This is a genomic window from Pseudomonas sp. 32A (assembly GCF_052682255.1).
Window position 1 is genome coordinate 997,869 of the sequence record NZ_JBQYLY010000001.1, and the last position, 20,952, is coordinate 1,018,820.

The 20,952-nt window shown below is 59.3% G+C and carries 17 protein-coding genes and 2 pseudogenes; 10 read left to right on the top strand and 9 right to left on the bottom strand.

Features of this window, described 5'->3' with window-relative positions; translation table 11 throughout:
* Both xseA and ACUN0G_RS04530 read right to left on the bottom strand, forming a co-directional pair.
* A complete protein-coding gene (gene xseA / locus ACUN0G_RS04525; RefSeq protein ID WP_017478671.1) occupies nucleotides 1–1,380 on the bottom strand; it encodes an exodeoxyribonuclease VII large subunit in 1,380 nt (459 codons plus the stop codon).
* A gap of 10 nt (nucleotides 1,381–1,390) precedes the next feature.
* Nucleotides 1,391–2,281: a LysR family transcriptional regulator gene (locus ACUN0G_RS04530; RefSeq protein ID WP_445572786.1), complete on the bottom strand. Its 891-nt coding sequence runs from the start codon at nucleotides 2,279–2,281 to the stop codon at nucleotides 1,391–1,393.
* A 99-nt stretch (nucleotides 2,282–2,380) separates the two neighbouring features.
* Here ACUN0G_RS04530 and ACUN0G_RS04535 point away from each other — a divergent pair, with 99 nt between their 5' ends.
* The 5 genes and pseudogenes from ACUN0G_RS04535 to ACUN0G_RS04555 form a co-directional block, all read left to right on the top strand.
* Nucleotides 2,381–3,148 (top strand): sulfite exporter TauE/SafE family protein, encoded by a 768-nt coding sequence (locus tag ACUN0G_RS04535; RefSeq protein WP_445572787.1) that lies wholly within the window; start codon nucleotides 2,381–2,383, stop codon nucleotides 3,146–3,148.
* Between the two features lie 161 nt (nucleotides 3,149–3,309).
* On the top strand, nucleotides 3,310–3,858 hold the full coding sequence (locus ACUN0G_RS04540) for a sugar ABC transporter ATPase (protein ID WP_258343897.1): 549 nt from the start codon (nucleotides 3,310–3,312) through the stop codon (nucleotides 3,856–3,858).
* 238 nt (nucleotides 3,859–4,096) lie between these two features.
* Nucleotides 4,097–5,566 (top strand): IMP dehydrogenase, encoded by a 1,470-nt coding sequence (gene guaB, locus ACUN0G_RS04545; RefSeq protein ID WP_003209646.1) that lies wholly within the window; start codon nucleotides 4,097–4,099, stop codon nucleotides 5,564–5,566.
* 82 nt (nucleotides 5,567–5,648) lie between these two features.
* Nucleotides 5,649–7,226, top strand: coding sequence for a glutamine-hydrolyzing GMP synthase (guaA, locus tag ACUN0G_RS04550; protein WP_017134673.1), 1,578 nt, complete (start codon nucleotides 5,649–5,651; stop codon nucleotides 7,224–7,226).
* Between the two features lie 370 nt (nucleotides 7,227–7,596).
* A pseudogene (locus ACUN0G_RS04555) lies at nucleotides 7,597–7,869 on the top strand (methyl-accepting chemotaxis protein); the annotation flags it as partial.
* 38 nt (nucleotides 7,870–7,907) lie between these two features.
* Here the strand turns inward: ACUN0G_RS04555 and ACUN0G_RS04560 are convergent.
* The 6 genes and pseudogenes from ACUN0G_RS04560 to treR all read right to left on the bottom strand — a co-directional run bounded on the left by ACUN0G_RS04560 (nucleotide 7,908) and on the right by treR (nucleotide 11,385).
* Entirely contained in the window at nucleotides 7,908–8,120 is a 213-nt protein-coding gene (locus tag ACUN0G_RS04560) for a PoNe immunity protein domain-containing protein (protein ID WP_445575517.1), read from the bottom strand.
* Between the two features lie 104 nt (nucleotides 8,121–8,224).
* Nucleotides 8,225–8,539, bottom strand: a pseudogene (locus ACUN0G_RS04565) (PoNe immunity protein domain-containing protein); the annotation flags it as partial.
* A 292-nt stretch (nucleotides 8,540–8,831) separates the two neighbouring features.
* A complete protein-coding gene (locus ACUN0G_RS04570; RefSeq protein ID WP_445572788.1) occupies nucleotides 8,832–9,446 on the bottom strand; it encodes a GAD-like domain-containing protein in 615 nt (204 codons plus the stop codon).
* Between the two features lie 254 nt (nucleotides 9,447–9,700).
* On the bottom strand, nucleotides 9,701–10,291 hold the full coding sequence (locus ACUN0G_RS04575) for an imm11 family protein (protein WP_445572789.1): 591 nt from the start codon (nucleotides 10,289–10,291) through the stop codon (nucleotides 9,701–9,703).
* Nucleotides 10,292–10,333: 42 nt separating this feature from the next.
* Nucleotides 10,334–10,657, bottom strand: coding sequence for an AHH domain-containing protein (locus ACUN0G_RS04580; protein WP_445575518.1), 324 nt, complete (start codon nucleotides 10,655–10,657; stop codon nucleotides 10,334–10,336).
* 23 nt (nucleotides 10,658–10,680) lie between these two features.
* The gene (gene treR, locus ACUN0G_RS04585) at nucleotides 10,681–11,385 is read right to left on the bottom strand and encodes a trehalose operon repressor (protein ID WP_003209636.1); all 705 of its coding nucleotides are present in this window, start codon (nucleotides 11,383–11,385) and stop codon (nucleotides 10,681–10,683) included.
* Nucleotides 11,386–11,620: 235 nt separating this feature from the next.
* Between treR and treP the strand changes: the two genes are divergently transcribed.
* The 5 genes from treP to ACUN0G_RS04610 all read left to right on the top strand — a co-directional run bounded on the left by treP (nucleotide 11,621) and on the right by ACUN0G_RS04610 (nucleotide 19,179).
* Complete coding sequence (treP, locus tag ACUN0G_RS04590) at nucleotides 11,621–13,063, top strand: PTS system trehalose-specific EIIBC component (RefSeq protein ID WP_445572790.1); 1,443 nt, start codon at nucleotides 11,621–11,623, stop codon at nucleotides 13,061–13,063.
* 65 nt (nucleotides 13,064–13,128) lie between these two features.
* The gene (gene treC / locus ACUN0G_RS04595) at nucleotides 13,129–14,775 is read left to right on the top strand and encodes an alpha,alpha-phosphotrehalase (protein WP_445572791.1); all 1,647 of its coding nucleotides are present in this window, start codon (nucleotides 13,129–13,131) and stop codon (nucleotides 14,773–14,775) included.
* Between the two features lie 207 nt (nucleotides 14,776–14,982).
* Nucleotides 14,983–16,203 carry a maltoporin gene (locus ACUN0G_RS04600; RefSeq protein WP_445572792.1) on the top strand — a complete coding sequence of 407 codons (1,221 nt, stop codon included), beginning with the start codon at nucleotides 14,983–14,985 and terminating at the stop codon, nucleotides 16,201–16,203.
* 143 nt (nucleotides 16,204–16,346) lie between these two features.
* The gene (ptsP, locus tag ACUN0G_RS04605) at nucleotides 16,347–18,878 is read left to right on the top strand and encodes a phosphoenolpyruvate--protein phosphotransferase (RefSeq protein ID WP_445572793.1); all 2,532 of its coding nucleotides are present in this window, start codon (nucleotides 16,347–16,349) and stop codon (nucleotides 18,876–18,878) included.
* Nucleotide 18,879: 1 nt separating this feature from the next.
* Nucleotides 18,880–19,179: a PTS transporter subunit EIIB gene (locus ACUN0G_RS04610; protein WP_445572794.1), complete on the top strand. Its 300-nt coding sequence runs from the start codon at nucleotides 18,880–18,882 to the stop codon at nucleotides 19,177–19,179.
* 121 nt (nucleotides 19,180–19,300) lie between these two features.
* Here the strand turns inward: ACUN0G_RS04610 and mltF are convergent, their stop codons facing one another.
* A complete protein-coding gene (mltF, locus tag ACUN0G_RS04615; RefSeq protein ID WP_421523557.1) occupies nucleotides 19,301–20,761 on the bottom strand; it encodes a membrane-bound lytic murein transglycosylase MltF in 1,461 nt (486 codons plus the stop codon).
* Between the last annotated feature and the right edge of the window lie 191 nt (nucleotides 20,762–20,952).

Here is a 20,952-nt window from a genome sequence, read left to right on the forward strand (position 1 = left end):
TCAATCCAGTAACGAGAGGGTGACGGGTGTCAGGTGGTTGTCTTCCACCCGCACTTGCAATTGGCCTTCACCGAGGCGCGCGGTGAGACGCTGGCCGGTGTGGGTTTGCGCGGCATTGCGAATCGCCTGGCCGCGTTCGTCGAGCAGGATGCTGTAGCCGCGTCCGAGAGTAGCCAGCGGGCTGACCACGTGCAGCGTCTGCACCTGGCTTTGCAGTTGCAGGCGACGGGCCTTGAGGCCTTCGCGCATGGCGCGGGGCAGGCGTTCGGCGAGGCTGTCCAGGCGTTGGCGCAACAGGGCCAGTTGGCGGCCTGGGTGTTGGCCGGCGAGGCGGGTTTCCAGGCGTATCAGCCGTTCACGACGGGTATTCAGGTTGCGCTCAAAGGCGCGGCGCAGTCGCATGTCCAGGTCGTCGAGGCGTTGGGCTTGCTGGCGCAGGCGTTCGCCCGGGTGACGCAGGCGACGGGCCATGCCTTCCAGGCGCAGGCGGTCATGGGTCAGGCGGTTGCGCATCAGCATCACCAGGCGGCGGTGCAGATTCTCTACCTGGCGAGTCAGGTGGCTGGAATCCGGCGCCAACAGCTCGGCAGCGGCGGAAGGGGTAGGCGCTCGTACGTCGGCGACGAAGTCGCTGATCGACACATCGGTCTCATGGCCAACGGCGCTGACGATGGGGGTCACGCAGGCGTCCACCGCGCGGGCCACGGCTTCTTCGTTGAAGCACCAGAGGTCTTCCAGCGAGCCGCCGCCACGGGCCAGGATCAGCGCGTCGAAGCCTCGCGCATCGGCCAGTTTCAGTGCACGGACGATTTGCGCGACCGCTTCACGACCTTGCACGGCCGTCGGGATCAACGTCAGTTCCACGTTGGGTGCCCGGCGGCGGAACACACTGATGATGTCGCGAATCACCGCGCCAGTGGGCGAGCTGATAATCCCGATGCGCCGTGGGTGGGCGGGCAGTGGCACCTTGCGCTCGGCACTGAACAAACCTTCGGCGCTGAGTTTTTCCTTCAGTGCGTCGAAGGCCAGGCGCAATGCGCCGTCACCGGCGGGCTCCACCGTGTCGAGAATCAACTGATAGTCGCCACGGCCTTCAAACAGCGAGACCTTGCCCCGTACCTTCACCGCCAGGCCGTCTTTCAACGCCTGGCGCACCCGTGCGGCGTTCTGCCGGAACAGCGCGCAACGCACCTGGGCGCCGCTGTCCTTGAGGGTGAAGTACACGTGGCCGGAGGCCGGGCGGGCGAGGTTGGAGATCTCGCCTTCGACCCAGATATTGGTGAACACGTCTTCCAGCAACACCCGCGCACGGCCGTTGAGCTGGCTGACAGTCAGGACTTCGCGGTCCAGGCCCAGACGGGCAAAGGGATCTTTAATCATGGGCGGCAGTTTATAGGCATTCGTGCAGGGTTTGACAGAACTGCTCCACCAGCGCGCTCGGCGTTTGCTGGCAGGCGAGGGCGACGGTGCTTTGGCAATCGGGATCGGCCAAGGGCAGAAAATGAACGTTGGCCGGCGCAATGTCCCGCATCGACTCCGGCAGCAGGGCGATCCCGAATCCGGCCTGGATCAGCTGCAACTGCGTGGTCTTGCGCGACATCACCCGGGCGGCCTTGGGGAAAAATCCTGCACGCATGCACAACTCGGCTGACAGGTAACTCAGCCCTCCGCGCTGGGGGTGAGGGATCGAAATAAACGCTTCGTTCTTCAGTTGCGCCAAATCGATACCGGATGTGTGCCCGGCCAACCGGTGATTCGGCGGCACGGCGAGCAACAGCCGCTCGCTATATAAAGGCACGATGCGCACGCCTTCGCGCTGGCGCAGCACCGGTAAGCGCAACAGCCCGACCTCCAGCCGACCGTCGGCGATTTCTTCCAGTTGGGCTTCGGAGGACAGTTTGGCGATGTCCATCGACACGCCGGGGCATTGCTCCAGCCAGGCACCGATGCCGCGCAGCAGGCGGCCACTCATCGGCACGGTGCTCGAATGGCTCATCCGCAGCGTGCCGAGTTGGCCATTGCCCACTTGCGTTGCCATTTCACTGGCCTTGAGCAGTTCGCCCAGCAGGTTGCGCGCCCGTGGGTAAAACGCCTCGCCCGCAGCCGTTAGCCGTGGTTGGCGCGCAGTGCGTTCGAACAAAGGCGTTTGCAGCAGGTTTTCCAGCTCTTTGATCTGTCGGCTCAGCGCCGATTGCGCCACAAACAGCCGCTCGGCCGCCGTGCTGAAGCTGCCGCTCTCGGCGATTTCGACGAAATAACGCAACTGTCGGGTGGAAATCAAAAGTCATGCCTTTTCGAGATGGGTAACGAGCTTTGAAGATATTAGTCGCAACCCTCGCCAATGGCTAAAGTGATGGCCATCTCCAATAAGGAATACCTCATGAGCCCGGTCGAACTGTTGAGTCATTGGTCGTTTGGCGGTGTTGACTGGCTGGTGATCGGGGTGGCGATTGCTTTGGCCTATATCGTGTTCGGCATCGCCGGTTTTGGTACTGCGCTGGTGGCGGGGCCGATCCTGATTCTGTTCATGCCGCTGTCGAAGATCATCCCGTTGCTGGTGCTGCTGGATTTTGTCGCGGCCTTTGGCAACCTCCTGCAATCGCGGCGGGATGTGGTGAAACCCGAGTTATTGAGGCTGCTGCCGTGCATGGCGATTGGCTGCATCCTCGGGGTGATCTTCCTGCTTAACCTGCACTCCGATTTATTGCTGCTGCTGATGGGGCTGTTTATCAGCGCCTATGCGATCTACAGCCTGGCGGTGAAGGCCAAGCCCACGCAACTGGCGGCCGGTTGGGCGATTCCCATGGGCGTTGTGGGCGGGTTGTTCGGGGCGTTGTTCGGCAGCGGCGGTTTTTTGTATGCGATCTACCTCAACAGCCGCTTGCCCAAGGACGGCGCGCGGGCGACCCAGAGCGCGTTGATCAGTTGCAGCACGGTGGTGCGCCTGAGCCTGTTTCTGATCGCGGGCGTGTATGCCGAGCTACCCCTGTTGATGTTGGCGGTGTGCCTGTTGCCGGCCATGGCGCTCGGGCTGTGGGCGGGGCGGCGGCTGACCCTGCGCATGTCCCGCGAGGCGTTCGTGCGGTTGGTCACCTGGCTGGTGCTGGCCAGCGGCATTGCACTGATCGCTCGTTATTTGAGTACTTGACCTGTGGGTGTCAGGGATTAAGCTGCCGGGCTTCAGGGCCTCTTCGCGAGCAAGCCCGCTCCCACATTCGACTGCATTTATCCTGTAGGAGTGCGGTCGAATGTGGGAGCGGGCTTGCTCGCGAAGGCGTTAGAAGCCACACCGCAGGACACCCAGGCACCATGAACTCCCAAAGCATCCTTGTCCCCAAGATCTCCACCTTGCCTGTCCACGAACCCCGTGCCCGGGCGATTGTGCGCTGGCTGGTGCGCAAGAACATCGTCAAGGAAGAACTCACCACCTGCGGGCGCACCGGCAACCGCATGGGCTACGCCCTGGCCGACGGTGCCCGCGCGGTGGTGCTGTACCCCGACGCGCTGCCGTTCAATGAGCCGATCAACGGCCTGGAGATCATCTACAAGCGCTGCATCTACACCCCGGCCAAGGGCTTTCTCGAAGAAGCCGGCTGCCCGGAATGCCTCAAGGAAGTCGGCGAAGCCCTGTTCGAAAGCCTGGAAGACTGGATGCCCGGCCACACCGATAACTTCACCTGCCCGCTGTGTGGGCATGAAGACGACATCAATGGCTTCCTGTTCCTGCAGGAGTGCGGCTTTTCCAACCTGGGATTCATCTTCAATAACTGGGCGGAGGCGGGGTTCAAGCAGAGTTTTATCGACGAATTTGCCGACTGGCTGGACCAGAAGATGAGTTGGGTCAAAGTCGAGCTTTGACCCGATGTGATCGTTCCCACGCTCCCGCGTGGGAACGCTTCCCGTGACGCTCCGCGTCGCCCTGGCCAGGACGCGGAGCGTCCAAAGCGGCGTTCCCACGCAGAGCGTGGGAACGATCAGTGCTGCAAAAATCATCCATCTATCAGTATTACCAAGTTTGTCAGAGTTTTACATTGAACCCGAGGGGGTGTCTGACTATAATGGCGCGCTTCCATTTTCCCGCTCGGGAGCCCCCGCGATGCTGCGTATCAGCCAAGAAGCTCTGACATTCGACGACATTCTCCTAGTGCCCGGTTATTCCGAGGTGCTTCCTAACGAAGTCAGTCTCAAGACCCGCCTAACCCGTGGCATCGAGCTGAATATTCCTCTGGTTTCCGCTGCCATGGACACCGTCACTGAAGCCCGTTTGGCAATCGCCATGGCTCAGGAAGGCGGCATCGGCATCATCCACAAGAACATGACCATCGAGCAGCAAGCTGCCGAAGTTCGCAAGGTCAAGCGTTACGAAGCCGGTGTGGTCAAGGACCCGATCACCATCGAGGCCGATGCCACCGTTCGTGACCTGTTCGACCTGACCCGCCTGCACAACATCTCCGGCGTTCCGGTACTGCACGATGGCGACCTGGTCGGCATCGTCACTTCCCGTGACGTGCGTTTCGAGAACCGTCTTGAAGTCACCGTCCGCGAAGTAATGACGCCTAAAGAGCGCCTCGTTACTGTCAAGGAAGGCGCCGACAAGAACGATGTGCGCGAACTGCTGCACAAGCACCGCATTGAACGCGTACTGATCGTCGACGACAAATTCGCCCTCAAGGGCATGATGACCGTCAACGACATCGAAAAAGCCAAGGCTTACCCGCTGGCCAGCAAGGACGATCAAGGTCGTCTGCGCGTAGGCGCTGCGGTCGGTACCGGCAAAGACACCGGTGACCGTGTAGCGGCCCTGGTGGCTGCCGGTGTTGACGTGGTAGTGGTCGACACTGCCCACGGCCACTCCAAAGGCGTGATCGACCGCGTTCGCTGGGTCAAGCAGAACTTCCCTGACGTGCAAGTGATCGGCGGCAACATTGCCACCGGCGCTGCAGCCAAGGCCCTGGCCGAAGCCGGTGCTGATGCGGTCAAGGTCGGTATCGGCCCTGGCTCGATCTGCACCACCCGTATCGTGGCAGGTGTAGGCGTGCCGCAAATCAGCGCCATCGCCAACGTCGCCGCGGCCCTTGAAGGCACTGGCGTACCGTTGATCGCCGACGGCGGCATCCGTTTCTCCGGTGACCTGTCCAAGGCCATCGTCGCCGGTGCTTCCTGCGTAATGATGGGCTCGATGTTTGCCGGTACTGAAGAAGCGCCGGGCGAGATCGAACTGTTCCAGGGTCGTTCGTACAAGGCTTACCGTGGCATGGGTTCCCTGGGCGCCATGTCCCAGGCTCAAGGCTCTTCCGACCGCTACTTCCAGGACTCCTCTGCGGGCGCCGAGAAGCTGGTACCGGAAGGCATTGAAGGGCGTGTTCCGTACAAGGGCACCCTGAGCGCCATCATCCATCAACTGATGGGCGGCCTGCGTTCCTCGATGGGCTACACCGGCAGCGCCGACATCGAAGAAATGCGCACCAAGCCTGAGTTCGTGCGGATCACCGGTGCCGGCATGGCCGAGTCCCACGTCCACGACGTACAGATCACCAAGGAAGCGCCAAACTACCGCGTAGGTTGATGCTTCCAGCAAATAGTTAAGTAACCGGGGCTGTCTTATTCAGCCCCGAGTTGTTTCTGATTCATTAGACGAGACTGATCTCATGGCCCTCGACATTCACGCCCACCGCATCCTGATCCTCGACTTCGGTTCCCAGTACACCCAGCTGATCGCCCGCCGCGTGCGTGAAATCGGCGTGTACTGCGAACTGCATCCGTTCGACATGGACGACGAAGCGATTCGCGAATTCGCTCCAAAAGGCGTCATTCTCGCCGGCGGCCCCGAGTCCGTACACGAAGCCAACAGCCCGCGTTGCCCGCAGGCGGTGTTTGACCTGGGCGTGCCGGTCTTCGGTATCTGCTACGGCATGCAGACCATGGCCGAGCAACTGGGCGGCAAGGTTGAAGGTTCCGAGCTGCGTGAATTCGGTTACGCCCGTGTCGACGTGGTCGGCAAGAGCCGCCTGCTGGACGGCATCGAAGACCATATCGACGCCGACGGCCTGTTCGGCCTCGACGTATGGATGAGCCACGGTGACAAGGTCACCAAGATGCCGGAAGACTTCCACATCCTGGCCAGCACCCCGAGCTGCCCGATTGCCGGCATGTTCAACGACGAGCGCGGCTACTACGGCGTGCAGTTCCACCCGGAAGTGACCCACACCAAGCAAGGCGGTCGCATCCTGTCGCGCTTCATCCTCGACATCTGCCAGTGCGAAGCCCTGTGGACCCCGTCGAAGATCGCTGAAGACGCCATCGCCAACGTCCGTGCCCAGGTTGGCACCGACAACGTCCTGCTGGGCCTGTCCGGCGGTGTGGATTCCTCCGTGGTTGCGGCTCTGCTGCACAAGGCCATCGGCGACCAACTGACCTGCGTCTTCGTCGACAACGGCCTGCTGCGCCTGCACGAAGGCGAGCAAGTGATGGCCATGTTCGCCGAGAACATGGGCGTCAAGGTGATCCGCGCCAACGCTGAAGATCAGTTCCTGAACAACCTGGCCGGCGAGTCCGACCCGGAGAAGAAGCGCAAGATCATCGGCCGCACCTTCATCGACGTATTCGATGCCCAGTCCAACAAACTGGACAACATCAAGTACCTCGCCCAGGGCACCATCTACCCGGACGTGATCGAGTCGGCTGGCGCCAAGAGCGGCAAGGCCCACGTGATCAAGTCCCACCACAACGTGGGCGGCCTGCCTGAGGAAATGAACCTCAAGCTGGTCGAACCACTGCGCGAACTGTTCAAGGACGAAGTCCGCCGTCTGGGCCTGGAACTGGGCCTGCCGTACGACATGGTCTACCGCCACCCCTTCCCGGGCCCGGGCCTGGGCGTGCGGATCCTCGGTGAAGTGAAGAAGGAATACGCCGACCTGCTGCGCCGCGCCGACCACATCTTCATCGAAGAACTGCGCAAGGCCGACTGGTATCACAAGGTCAGCCAGGCGTTCGTAGTGTTCCAGCCGGTGAAATCGGTTGGCGTGGTCGGCGATGGCCGCCGTTACGCCTGGGTTGTGGCCCTGCGTGCGGTGGAAACCATCGACTTCATGACCGCCCGTTGGGCACACCTGCCGTACGAACTGCTGGAGACGGTCAGCGGTCGTATCATCAATGAGATCGAAGGTATTTCGCGCGTTACGTATGACGTGTCGAGCAAGCCGCCGGCGACGATTGAGTGGGAGTGAACCCACAGCGAGGCATGAAAAAAACCGGCTTTTGCCGGTTTTTTCATGCCCGCGATAAGGGCTTATTGTTGCTTATTAAAGAGTCGCATTATGTGGGTGGCCCCTGAAATTCCGCGCAAAGACCTCTTTCCTCGTTCGTTGAATATCCCCGCAGGTCAGTGACTTTTGGCAGCCTCGGTCAGGATGGCATCAGTGGCAACCACTTGGCGGTTCAGCGAGGTTCAATTATGGCAGTGGGTGTGTGCTCACCGCTAAAGCAGTTCATGCATGGGGCCTTTTCAGGGTAGCGCTGATCCTGTTGACGCCGGGCCGCGCGGCAGTCACTGGTTCTCCGAGTGAGCGCCATCCTTGCAGTAACAATCATTTGTAGTCACGCGCCAGCGTGCCCGCTATTGAAAACGCACGTGAAAGCTTTGAAGGCATCCAGCTGTCGGTGAATGAAATCAGGGATCAGAACCTGCAGATATCCGCCGCAGCCGAAGAGCAGCACAGCGTCGCCGAAGAAATCAACCGGCATATCCAACAGATCTACGACGAAGCGCGACTGGTCGAGAGCCTTGCCAGTTCTGCGCAGGAAGACTCGGGCCGGCTTTCGCGTCTGTCGAGTGAGCTGAACGGGCTGGTGGGGCGCTTCAAGTCGTAAACACGTGAGGGCGGGAGGAATGACGGGTGCAAAGCACCTTATTCCCCCCATCGCCGGCATCGGCGATGATGCTCTTGAGTTAGACATGGCGAGTCATCAACTCCGAAGGCTTCTACTGCGGCCAAGGCTTCTACACACCAACGGCCAAAATAAGCCCCGCCTTCAAAGTTTTGGTCGCCATAGGTATACCAATAAGGATGCCGATAGCTGACCGCCTGCGGGTCTGATGCGGATTTGGCGCCTGGTACCAGTGTTCAACAAAGGCTTTGAGCAGCCGTGCCTGAGAGTCTGCAGGGGCATCCACGGCCTTCAACAAACGACCATACGGCTTGGGGTAGAGAAGCACGGTTCCTATCTAGCGGTCTGGGCTGCGGCTGACAATGATCCGATCAAGCAGTACATCTTCGCCATCATTGCCGATCAAGGCCTGCAAGCGATGCCATTGCTCGTTTGGAATTTCGAGGGCGAGTGCCAAGCCGACCAGCCAGAAGCAAATGATGTAGTGGTCGTAATTGAAGCGCCAGTAGTGCCAGGTAAATTGCTGCTCTGCAGTCCACACTGCTGCCCCGAGACGCTCAGCTTCTTCCCGCGCTTCTAACAGGCCGGGGAAATAATGCGCCAAGTCAGTAATTGGGTATCCGGAAGAGTATTTGCGCAGGATTTGGTGCCAGTATTTCTGAGCAAGTGTAAATTGGAATTGGGTGGCGTAAGCCTGGTCATCTGAGTTGTTATCAGCGGCTACAGATTCTTTTTTATGTAATCGTCGTTGTACTCAATCCACTCAGACCAGTAGCTTATCTACTCTAATGGTGCGCGAATCATTTAGCTATTCCTCTGCTGAGTACACCGTCCCAAGCCAACCGCCCATCATGCACCATTTTCCTTTAGACCCATGATGAGTACTGGTTAATTCCACAATTAATCCTGTTGCGAACGGAATAGTTATTTTTATTGAATCTTATTCAACGTCGTAATTGATCAAGAATCATCAGGTGAACATGGATATCCACCTTTTTCATATGCTCCAGGTCAGCCTTTCCTCCAATGCAAAGGGCAGGCTCGAATGCGTACATCTCATCTGCGCCAACTGGCCCAAGCTTTGCCAGTGCGCGCTGGAACAGCGGCTTGCCTAGATTGTCCTCGAAGTCGAGACTTTCTCGAGTGGTAGAACCAAGGAATATACCCAGCGTTCTATCCGGGACCGGGTTGGGCTTACTCAATTGGTTCTTCAGCGCAACAATACCGCCCGCTAGACTTGATATTGTAATTTTGCGCTGGTAACGCTCACCCCATGCATACAACGAACCAAATGCATCCCTGGCGATCACATTATAGTTGTCGACTTCTGCCAAGCCACTGCCCTGCAGCCACATATCGAGCGTCGCCTTGTATGGCTCCGGATCTACAATCCAGAACAGCCCATCAGCATAAGAGCACCAACCTTCATTCTGCCAATAACCAAGCAGGGCCTTGGGTAATATCGAGCGATACTTGTCGATACTTGACTTGGGCACTTCTCGACGCGAGTTTGGTTCGCCTAGATTATCGATCAATGATTGAAAAAATTCGTCTCTCAATTTCCACGCCCTCTTAGTAACTCCAGTCTGACATTCATCTTCGCCTGCCCTGAACCATTGGCGATGGCCGAAGACACTGCCTCATCCAACGCTTTCAAGCGGCTCGGCCATCTACCGTTATCCTTTGATCCACTTCCTGGTCACGCCACTCTTTGCACCGCCGTCGCCTTCAGTCGCAATGCTGCCGACCTGCCAGGCAAATTCGCCGATGGTCTTTTGCGAGCTGACTGTTATAGGCGGAAATAAATTGCCATCTAGCAAACGACAGTATTCTCCCCGTCTACACTTTCAAAGATAGCGCCTGTCACACCAGTTTGCTCCATTCTAAGCTTGACTTTTTCGCTGACGATTAGAGCGCCTAGGTGTTTTTTGATTCGAAAAATATTTTCCCCATTAACCTTTGCTGGGTCAATAACAAGGTTCAAGAAAACTCTATACTCACCTGCCCTGTCTGGGCGGACTGAATCATCTGATTTGTATTTTTCAAATATAGAGCGTGTCTCATCTACACAGTCGATTTGTGTTTCCACAATCATTACATAAAATTCATCTTGGTGGCCTGCGACTTTCGCAGGCTCAAGTACGACGTGCCTGAAGGGTTCATCAAAATCGGAAATACCGATAAGTGATTTTTTTGCTTTATGACTGATGATAGGAACGGAGGCGTATCCAGCCAGGGAGAAGTCTAGAGCAACGCCATCACTTTGCATTTCAATTTCATAAGTGCTAGGTTCCATATATTCTACCGGTGGGTCTGTAAAGAACCAGTTGTTGCAGTGTTTGATGCTGCCTAAGTACCATCTATTGTTAATGTTTGTATCTTCTCGCAATAAGTAGTATTTCATGTCAGTCACTCGTGAGCCACTTGTTGACGGCGCTGCCGGGTGTTACTGCTTCAGCCTTGATTTTATCAAGGTATTAAACACTGCGTCTTTATACTGTGGTGTATTTGGGATTAGTCCACGTGTAGCGTCATCTAGGCTACCATATACGTACTGATGATAACTCTGCGGATGTGGTCCTCTATGCCCAGGAACAGCCACAAGATTTTCTGTTGCTTTATTTATATCCAAGTCTGAGCCATCAAAAAACTTTTGAAAGGCTTTGGACCAAGCAATCTGACCGTTTGCGCTCGCACTGCATTTGTTGGTGCAAATATGATGGATGGGGATGCTTGAATAATCGGGTGGTGCGGCGACGGGACAATCAATGAGTCACCCAATTCTTTGTTCCCTCACCGCCGCGCAATATCCGAAAAGTAAAACTTATCCAGCGTATGCCGCGACTCGGTGTACTCGAACTGCCGTCCATCCTGCAAAAACGTCTGGTTGCTCACCACGATCACATGGCTCTGACCTTCGAGGTCCAGGTGTGTCTGGTCGTCCTTCCCCCGCGGCAGCGCTTCGATGGTGCGCTGGGCATAGCTGATCTGCAGCTGCAGCGTCTGCTCGATAAACGCATAGATCGACTGCTCGGCAATCTCCCGATCCAGCCCCGGTATCAGGTCGGCGACGAAGTGGTTGATGTCGAGAATCACCCGTTTGCCATCGATCCGCCGCACCCGTTTGACCCGGGTTATCAGGCTGCCGGCTTCGGCTTCGATGTGTTGCATCAGCGGCCCTTCCAGGGGGAATTGGCTGAACTCCACCACTTCGGTGCTGACGTCATCACCGAGGGCGGCATGGGTCTCGCGAAAGCTGACGATGCCACCGAGCTGGAATTCGATGGGGTTGGGCGACAGTACGAACGTGCCCTTGCCATGGATTTTTTGCGCGAACCCACGCTCCTGCAATTGCTCGATCGCCCGGCGCACCGTGCCACGGCTGGCCTGGTAGGCGTCCATCAGTTCGGTTTCGGAGGGCAGGCGCGTGCCGCGTTGCAGGCGTTCGGTGGTGATGCTGGCAAGCAGATCGGTATAGATCTGGTTGTATTTACTCATGGGGGAGGGCTCTGTGCCGCGTTGGCGTTCAAGGCAGGAACCTTAGTGGCAGCGGTGGGGTTTGTCCATGCAACCCATTGTAGAACTCGGAATTTTCTGACTCAAAAAACAGAAAATTAATCATTTTCAAACTCGTACATACGAGTTATTGCTTTAACTCGTACAGACGAGTACTTTTGGCCTCGGCGTGCTGCCTATGACCGCCCAATAAAAAAAACCAAAGTGGATACCCATCATGAGCCACGACTATCCGAATATTGCCCGCGAGATTCTCAAGAACCTCGGTGGCAGCGACAACCTTGAGCAAGCTGCCCACTGCGTCACCCGCCTGCGCCTGGCCCTCAAAGACCCGAGCCTGGTCAACAGCGGCGAGTTGAACCAGGTCGACCTGGTCAAGGGTTCGTTCTTCACCGGCGGCCTGTTCCAGATCGTGATCGGCCCTGGCGAAGTGGAAAAGGTCTACGCCGCCCTGCGTGAGCAAACCGGCCTCGCCGCGTCGACCATCGCGGACGTGAAACAGAAAAGCGCCGACAAAATAAACCCGATGCAGCGCCTGGTGCGGGTGTTCTCCGACGTGTTCATGCCGATTTTGCCGGCGCTGATCATTGCCGGTTTGCTCATGGGGGTGAACAACCTGATGGGCGCCAAGGGCATGTTCATCGCGGACAAGACCTTGCTCGACGCCTATCCGAACCTGGATGGCCTGTGGAGCCTGATCAACCTGATGGCCAACACCTCGTTCGTGTTCCTGCCGGCGCTGGTGGGCTGGTCGGCGGCCAAGCGCTTTGGTGGCAGTGAAATCCTCGGCATCGTCCTCGGCCTGATGCTGGTGCACCCCGATTTGCTCAACGCCTGGAACTACGGCAAGGCGGTCGCCGGCCTCGATGGCCAGAGCCTGCCGTACTTCGATATTTTCGGTTGGTTCAAGATCGAGAAGGTTGGTTACCAGGGCCAGATCCTGCCGATCCTGCTGGCCGCCTACGTGATGAGCGTGATTGAAAAATGGCTGCGGGCACGGGTGCCGAATGCCATTCAATTGTTGGTGGTGCCGATCACCACCATCGTCGTCACTGGCGTGCTGGCGCTGGCGATCATCGGCCCGGTGACCCGTCACCTTGGCATCCTGATCACCGAAGGCGTGGTCACTCTGTTTGACCTGGCGCCCATGGTCGGCGGCGCCATTTTCGGCCTGCTGTACGCACCGCTGGTGATCACCGGCATGCACCACATGTTCCTCGCCGTGGACCTGCAACTGATCTCCACCCAGGGCGGCACGTTTATCTGGCCGATGATCGTCATGTCCAACCTGGCCCAGGGCAGCGCGGCGCTCGGCGTGTTCTACATGAGCCGCAATGCGCGGGACAAAAGCATGGCCTCCACCTCGGCGATTTCCGCCTACTTCGGCATCACGGAGCCGGCGATGTTCGGGGTCAACCTGCGCTTCAAGTTTCCGTTCTACGCCGCGCTGACCGGCTCGGCGCTGGGCAGTATTTTCCTGTCATTGAACAAGGTCCAGGCCTCGGCCATTGGCGTGGGTGGCTTGCCCGGGTTCATCTCGATCATCCCGCAATACATCCCAAGTTTTGTCATCGGCATGGTCGTCGCGATTGTCGTGCCGTTTGTCCTGACCTGTGCGTTGAGCATGAAGATTGTTCGGCCTGGATACAGGGTCGCCTGACCTACCACTATCGCAGGCAAGCCAGCTCCCACAGTTGATCGCATTTCAAATTGAAGGAACCCACCATGCAAAACTGGCAACACTCGGTGATCTACCAGATCTACCCAAAAAGCTTTCATAGCCACGCGGGTAACGCCACCGGTGACCTGCTTGGCATCGTGGACAAGCTCGATTACCTGAAGTGGCTGGGCGTCGATTGCCTGTGGATCACCCCGTTCCTGCGCTCGCCGCAACGCGACAACGGCTACGACATCAGCGACTACTACGCCATCGACCCGAGCTACGGGACCATGGCCGATTGCGACCTGCTGATCAGCGAAGCCGCCAAGCGCGGGATCACGCTGATGCTCGACATCGTGGTCAACCACACCTCCATCGAACACGAGTGGTTCCAGCAGGCCCGCAGCAGTCTCGACAACCCGTACCGCGACTTCTACATCTGGCGCGACCAGCCGAACAACTGGGAATCCAAGTTCGGCGGCTCGGCCTGGGAATACGAGGCGCAAACCGGCCAGTACTTCCTGCACCTGTTCGACCACACCCAGGCCGACCTGAATTGGGACAACCCCAAGGTGCGCGCCGAAGTGTTCAAGCTGATGCGCTTCTGGCGCGACAAGGGCGTGGGCGGTTTCCGCCTGGACGTGATCAACCTGATCTCCAAACCGGCGGATTTCCCGGAAGATAACAGCGACGGCCGACGCTTTTACACCGACGGCCCGAACGTGCACGAATACCTGCAGCAAATGCATCGCGAAGTGTTCGAAGGGCATGACCTGATCAACGTCGGCGAGATGTCGTCCACCAGCCTTGAGCACTGCATTCGTTATTCGAGTCCGCAGTCGAAAGAACTGTCGATGACCTTCAACTTTCACCACCTGAAAGTCGATTATCCGAACCTGCAAAAGTGGGTCGCGGCCGACTTCGACTTCCTGCAACTCAAGCAGATTCTCTCTGACTGGCAGCTCGGCATGCAGGCCGGTGGCGGCTGGAATGCGCTGTTCTGGTGTAACCACGACCAGCCGCGGGTGGTCTCGCGTTTTGGTGATGACGGCGAACATCGGGTGGTCTCGGCGAAGATGCTCGCGACTGCGCTGCACTTCCTCCAGGGCACGCCTTTTGTGTACCAGGGCGAAGAGCTGGGGATGACCAATCCGGGCTTCGACACCATCGACCAATACCGGGATGTCGAGACCCTGAACATCTACCGGCTCAAGCGCGAGGCGGGGGAGTCCGAAGCGTCGAGCATGGCGGCGATCATGCAGAAATCCCGCGACAACGGCCGCACGCCGATGCAATGGAATGCCGAGCAAAACGCCGGCTTCAGCCGTGGCGAACCGTGGATCGGCATCCCGGCCAACGCCGCGCAGATCAACGTGCAAAGCCAGCTGGATGACCCGCAGTCGGTACTGCATCACTACCGCGCGCTGATCGAACTGCGTCGGCACGAGCCGTTGATTCAGGAAGGCGTTTATCGCCAACTGCTGCCCCAGCACACCCAGGTCTGGGCGTACCTGCGCGAAGGCCACGGCGAGCGCCTGCTGGTGCTGAACAATTTCTACGGCACACCGTGCCAGATCGAATTGCCCGATGGCCTGCTGACGGCGGCGAGTGAGCAACGTCTGCTGATCAGCAACTACGACGACTGCCCACAGCGTTCGAGCCAGGTCTCGCTACGCCCGTATGAATCGTTTGTGCTGCACCTCAAGGACTGAGACGCCAAATCCAGGCCGTAGCCGCTGTCGAGCGCCAGCGAGGCTGCGTCAGGCGCGACTCGATGTCTGCGCCTGGCGTGATTGCGGCGGTGCGGCCAACGCAGCCTCGCTGGTGCTCGACAGCTGCTACGGGATGTGGCGCGTTAAAACTCTGCGTGGGAGCGCAGGGGGCTTCAAAAAAACATAATAAAAATATCGGAGTGCTTCATGAAAACAACAATAAAGCTGGGCCTCGTTGCATCCTGCCTGACCTTGCCGATGGCAGCTCAGGCGTTGGAATTTGCCGGCTACTTGCGTAGCGGCGCAGGAAATTCAACCGGCAGTGGCAAGCAGCAGTGCTTCCAGTTGCCGGGTGCACAATCCAAATACCGCCTGGGCAACGAGTGCGAGCAGTACGCCGAACTCGAATTGCGCCAGGACCTGCTGACCCTCGACGACGGCTCGGTGTTCAGCGTCGATGCCATGGCCTCGCTGTACAACAAGTACGACCGGGCGCTGAAGTTCCAGGGCGAAGACAACGGCTCGGCACGCATGCCGCAGATGTATGCGCAGTGGTCGAACATCCCCAGCCTCAACGGCGGTTCGCTGTGGGCCGGCCGGCGCTACTACAAACGAAATGACATCCATATCTCCGACTTCTACTACTGGAACCAGAGCGCCACGGGCGGCGGTATCGAGGACGTGAAAATCGGCGACCTGAAGTACAGCTATGCACTGTCCCGCAAGGACAACCTGTACCAGAAGGAATATGCGACCCGTCACGACTTCAACGTGGCCGGCTTCAAGACCAACCCCGGCGGTGAGCTGGAACTGGGCTTGAGTTACATCGAAAAAGCCGGTGGTCGTGATACCAACAGTGGCTGGGCCATTACCGCCCAGCATGTGCAGAAACCCTTCCTCGGCGGGCGCAACAAGTTTGCCCTGCAGTACGGCGAAGGCCCCGGCACCGGCCTCGGCTACACCGGCGATACGTTCCTCGATAAAAGCAGCAAGAGCTACCGCGCGGTGGAGTTCTTCGACTGGCAAGTGACCCCGCGCTTTGGCGGGCAGATCGAGGCCGTTTACCAGAAGGATATTCGCCCGGGCAGCCAGGATCAGACCTGGATGTCGCTGGGTGTGCGCCCGGCCTATGCGATTTCCGAACAGTTCAAACTGGTCACCGAACTCGGTCATGATCAGGTCGAAGCCACCGGTGGCACGCGCAAGCTGAGCAAATTTACCTTCGCCCCGACCTGGTCGCCCAAAGGCCCGGATTTCTGGGCGCGGCCGGAAGTGCGGTTGTACTACACCTACGCGACCTGGAACGAAGCGGCCAAGCGTGCGGCGAATGAACTGGCGGCAGGGTCCGCGTTGTCCGACACCGGCAGCTACGGCACGGCGCGGCATGGTTCGAATTTTGGTGTGCAAGTCGAATATTGGTGGAAGTAATCACTTATCTGTAGGAGCGAGCTTGCTCGCGAAAAACTCAAGGGCAACGCGTCTACCCAGAAGGCACGCGTTATCGTTGACGACCTTCGCGAGCAAGCTCGCTCCTACAGGGATTTTTACAGAACAAGACAGCAGGTGAAGTCATGACCACAACTCAATCCCTGGAATTGCTGGCGCCGTTGTCCGGGGTGCTGCTCGCCCTGGACCAGGTGCCGGATCCGGTGTTCTCCAGTCGCCTGATCGGCGATGGCCTGTGCATCGATCCGACCTCGCAGACCCTCTGCGCGCCACTGGCCGGGGTGATCAGCAATATCCAGGACAGTGGTCATGCGGTGAGTGTCACCGACGACAACGGCGTCCAGGTGCTGATGCATATCGGCCTGGACACCGTGAATCTTGCGGGCAAGGGGTTCACCCGATTGGTCGAGGAAGGCCAGCGGGTGGAAGCCGGGCAACCGCTGATCGAATTCGATGCCGACTACGTGGCGCTCAATGCCCGTAGTTTGCTGACCCTGATGCTGGTGGTGAGTGGTGAGCCCTTCAAACTGCTGACGCCCGAGCAGGGTTTGATCGATGTGGGGCAACCGCTGCTGCGAGTGACGCCGCAAGCCGTTGCCGACGAGGTAAAAGACGAGGAGGGTGACGCCCTGTTCTCCAAGCCACTGACCTTGCCCAACGCCAACGGCCTGCATGCGCGCCCGGCGGCGGTGCTGGCGCAGGCGGCCAAAGGTTTCAAGGCGAGTATTTACCTGCACAAGCAAACCGAGAGCGCCAACGCCAAGTCGCTGGTGCGGATCATGGCGTTGCAGACGGCGCAGGGTGACACCGTGCAAGTCAGCGCGGCAGGCGAGGACGCCGAAGCGGCGATCCAGGCGCTGGTGACCTTGCTGGCCGAAGGTTGCGGGGAAGCCGTCGCGGCTCATCAACCTGCCGCTTCGCCCGTGGCGCCTGATTCATCGGCGACCTTGTTGCGCGGTGTGTGCGCCTCGTCGGGTTCGGCGTTTGGCCAAGTCGTGCAGGTTAAAGAGCCGGCGCTGACCATCGTCGAAGCCGGTACGGGTGAAGCGCTGGAGCGTGCCGTCCTGACGCAGGCCCTGAGTGACGCGAATCTGGCCCTGCAAGCCTTGCAGGAAAAGGTCGTTGGCAGCGCCCAGTCCGAGATCTTCCGCGCGCACCAGGAATTGCTCGACGACCCGGCCCTGCTGGAACAGACCCGCGACCTGCTGGACCAGGGCAAAAGCGCGGCCTTCGCCTGGAACAGCGCCACCGAAGCCACCGCCATGCTTTTTCAGGGCCTGGGCAATGCGTTGCTCGCCGAGCGCGCTGCCGACCTGGCAGACGTTGGCCAGCGAGTGCTGAAACTGATTCTCGGCGTTCAGGACAGCGCCTGGGATTTGCCGGAGCAGGCGATCCTGATTGCCGAGCAACTCACCCCGTCACAAACTGCCAGCCTCGACACCCGCAAGGTATTGGGCTTCGTCACCGTGGGCGGCGGCGCTACCAGCCACGTCGCCATCCTTGCTCGCGCCCTTGGCTTGCCGGCCATCTGCGGCGTGCCGGCGCAGGTGCTGGAGTTGGTCAACGGTAAACAAGTGCTGCTGGATGCCGACAAAGGCGAGCTGCACCTGAACCCGGACCTGGCCGAGATCGAGCAACTGCACGTCACCCGCCAACAGCAAGTGCTGCGCCGCCAGCGGGAAGTGGAGCAGGCTTCACTGCCCGCCACTACCCGCGACGGTCATCACGTCGAAGTGACGGCCAACGTCGCGTCATTGCAGGAGGTGGAGCAGGCGCTGACGCTGGGGGGCGAAGGTGTCGGTTTGCTGCGTTCCGAGTTCCTCTACCTAGACCGTAACCGCGCGCCGAGCCCTGAAGAACAGGCGGGCACCTACAGCGCCATCGCCCGTGCATTGGGTCCGGAGCGCAATCTGGTGGTGCGTACCCTGGACGTCGGTGGCGACAAGCCGCTGGCCTATGTGCCGATGGACAGCGAGACCAACCCATTCCTCGGCCTGCGCGGGATTCGCCTGTGCCTGGAGCGCCCGGAACTGTTGCGCGAACAATTCCGCGCGATCCTCGCCAGTGCCGGTTTCGCCCGGCTGCACATCATGTTGCCGATGGTCAGCCTGCTTTCGGAATTGCGCCTGGCGCGGAAGATTCTTGAAGAGGAAGCACTGGCCCTGGGGCTGACGGAATTGCCGAAGCTGGGAATCATGATCGAAGTCCCGTCGGCGGCGTTGATGGCTGATCTGTTTGCGCCGGAGGTGGATTTCTTCTCCATCGGCACCAACGACCTGACCCAATACACCCTGGCCATGGACCGCGATCACCCGCGGCTCGCCAGCCAGGCTGACAGCTTTCACCCGGCGGTGCTGCGCCTGATCGCCAGCACCGTCAAGGCGGCCCATGCCCATGGCAAGTGGGTCGGCGTGTGCGGGGCGCTGGCGTCTGAAGCGCTGGCGGTGCCGGTGCTGATCGGGTTGGGTGTGGATGAGTTGTCGGTCAGCGTGCCGTTGATCCCGACCATCAAGGCCACCGTGCGCGAGCTGGACCTGGCGGACTGCCAATCCATCGCTCGGCAGGTGCTCGGCCTGGAAGAAGCGGCGCAGGTACGCGAGGCGTTGCGCCTGTACCACGCGGCTACCGTTGAAACCTCATTGGTTGTGGAGCACTGATATGTTCGAGAAATTTCAGCGGGCGTTCTGGAAGGCCCTGACCCCGGATTTGATTCTTGAAACGCCACAGGCGGTAGTTGCGCCAGTGGGCGAAACAGCCTTGGCGCCGGCGGTGCTGAATGCGCTGGGTGGGGCGGAGAATCTCACGTCGCAGCAGCGAGTAGCACTGACCCGGGTGCGGGTGCAGTTGAAGGATGCGGGACGGTTGGATGCGCAGGCGTTGAAGGTGGCAGGTGTGCCGGGCGTGATGGTATTGGCGGGCGGGGTAGTGCACCTGATCACCGGCCTGAACACCGCTTGAGAATTTGTAGGAGCGAGCTTGCTCGCGAAGATCTTCAACGATAACGCGGGAGCCGGGTTGACCGGGGTGCCCTTGCGTTTTTCGCGAGCAAGCTCGCTCCTACAGTGAGATGTTCTGCCGGTTACAACTGCGGGGTTTCGTCGGTCGGCTTGGTCTTGTCCACACCCGGCACATGCAGGCTGCCTTCCACCACCTGATTGCCTTCCAGCTGCGGCTGCGTCACCCACGTCAAAATGTCGTAGTAACGTCGGATGTTCGCCACAAAATGCACCGGCTCACCGCCACGGGCATAGCCATAACGGGTCTTGCTGTACCACTGCTTCTGCGACAGGCGTGGCAGCATCTTCTTCACGTCCAACCACTTGTTCGGGTTGAGGCCTTCCTTTTCGGCCAGCTTGCGCGCGTCATCCAGGTGACCGGTGCCGACGTTGTACGCCGCCAGGGCAAACCAGGTGCGGTCCGGCTCGGCAATCTTGTCGTCCAGTTCATCCTTGATCTTGGCCAGGTACTTGGCGCCGCCCATGATGCTCTGCTTGGCGTCCAGGCGGTTGGACACGCCCATGGCCTGTGCGGTGTTCTGGGTCAGCATCATCAGGCCGCGCACGCCGGTCTTGGAGGTCACCGCCGGCTGCCAGAGTGATTCCTGGTAGCCGATGGCCGCCAGCAGTCGCCAGTCGACCTTTTCTTCCTTGGCGTAGGCGCGGAAGTGTTTTTCGTACTTGGGCAGGCGCTGCTGCAAATGTTGGGCAAAGGTGTAGGCGCCCATGTAGCCGAGTACATCCACGTGCCCGTAATAGCGATCTTTCAGACGCTGCAGGGTGCCGTTCTTTTCGACCTTGTCGAGGTAGCTGTTCACCTCGTTGAGCAGGCTGTTGTCTTCGCCGGAGGCGACCGCCCAGGCCTGATGGCTGGCATCACCGAGGTCAAAGGCCACCCGCACGTTGGGGAAGTACACCTGGTTCATCGCCACTTCGTTGGAGTCCACGAGGGTCAGGTCAATTTGCCCTTCGTCCACCATACGCAACAGGTCGACCACCTCAACGGCGTCGGATTCTTCGTATTCAATCCCGGGAAATTGCTTTTTCAGCTGCGCCAGTTGCTCGGCGTGGGTGCTGCCCTTGAGCACCATGATTTTCTTGCCCACCAGGTCTGCCGCCGTGGTCGGGCGGGACTGGCCGTTGCGGTAGATGATCTGCGGGGTGACTTCCAGATACGGATGGGAGAAACGCACTTGCTGGCGGCGCGGCTCACTGCTGACCAGACCGGCGGCGGCCAGTACCGGGCCGTTGGGTTTGCCGATCTGTGAGAACAGGTCATCCAGGTTGTCAGCGGTCTCGATCTCCAGCTTTACCCCCAGCTCGTCGGCAAAACGCTTCACCAGTTCGTATTCGAAACCGGTTTCGCCGTTACGGTCCTGGAAATAAGTGGCCGGGCTGTTTCGGGTGACCACCCGCAATACGCCATCCTCCTTGATTCGCTCGAGCGTGTTGGGTTTATCCACACACGCACTGAGCAGCAGGAAGAGTCCGGTGACGAAGAGCCATTTGGCGCATCGCGGGCGTAAAGCAGTAGGGGAGAACATCTGCGCAGTATACGCAAAGGACCCTCGGCGCCATATCTCGACAGCGGGGCACTTGTCTGCTAGCACCCGTAAAGCGTGGCTGCAGGCCGCAGAAACGGGGCTTGGCAGCCGATTGTGACGGTTAAAATAACTGCCCTGAATAGCGGGGATGGCCCTCTGATATCGTGCGATTTATGCCAACTGACGTCCGG

What these genes read in the sequence shown, in the direction of transcription:
- xseA (WP_017478671.1), bottom strand. Translation starts at nt 1,380, where the DNA reads ATGATTAAAGATCCCTTTGCCCGTCTGGGCCTGGACCGCGAAGTCCTG.
- ACUN0G_RS04535 (WP_445572787.1), top strand. Translation starts at nt 2,381, where the DNA reads ATGAGCCCGGTCGAACTGTTGAGTCATTGGTCGTTTGGCGGTGTTGAC.
- ACUN0G_RS04540 (WP_258343897.1), top strand. Translation starts at nt 3,310, where the DNA reads ATGAACTCCCAAAGCATCCTTGTCCCCAAGATCTCCACCTTGCCTGTC.
- guaB (WP_003209646.1), top strand. Translation starts at nt 4,097, where the DNA reads ATGCTGCGTATCAGCCAAGAAGCTCTGACATTCGACGACATTCTCCTA.
- guaA (WP_017134673.1), top strand. Translation starts at nt 5,649, where the DNA reads ATGGCCCTCGACATTCACGCCCACCGCATCCTGATCCTCGACTTCGGT.
- ACUN0G_RS04575 (WP_445572789.1), bottom strand. Translation starts at nt 10,291, where the DNA reads ATGAAATACTACTTATTGCGAGAAGATACAAACATTAACAATAGATGG.
- treR (WP_003209636.1), bottom strand. Translation starts at nt 11,385, where the DNA reads ATGAGTAAATACAACCAGATCTATACCGATCTGCTTGCCAGCATCACC.
- treP (WP_445572790.1), top strand. Translation starts at nt 11,621, where the DNA reads ATGAGCCACGACTATCCGAATATTGCCCGCGAGATTCTCAAGAACCTC.
- treC (WP_445572791.1), top strand. Translation starts at nt 13,129, where the DNA reads ATGCAAAACTGGCAACACTCGGTGATCTACCAGATCTACCCAAAAAGC.
- ACUN0G_RS04600 (WP_445572792.1), top strand. Translation starts at nt 14,983, where the DNA reads ATGAAAACAACAATAAAGCTGGGCCTCGTTGCATCCTGCCTGACCTTG.
- ptsP (WP_445572793.1), top strand. Translation starts at nt 16,347, where the DNA reads ATGACCACAACTCAATCCCTGGAATTGCTGGCGCCGTTGTCCGGGGTG.
- ACUN0G_RS04610 (WP_445572794.1), top strand. Translation starts at nt 18,880, where the DNA reads ATGTTCGAGAAATTTCAGCGGGCGTTCTGGAAGGCCCTGACCCCGGAT.
- mltF (WP_421523557.1), bottom strand. Translation starts at nt 20,761, where the DNA reads ATGTTCTCCCCTACTGCTTTACGCCCGCGATGCGCCAAATGGCTCTTC.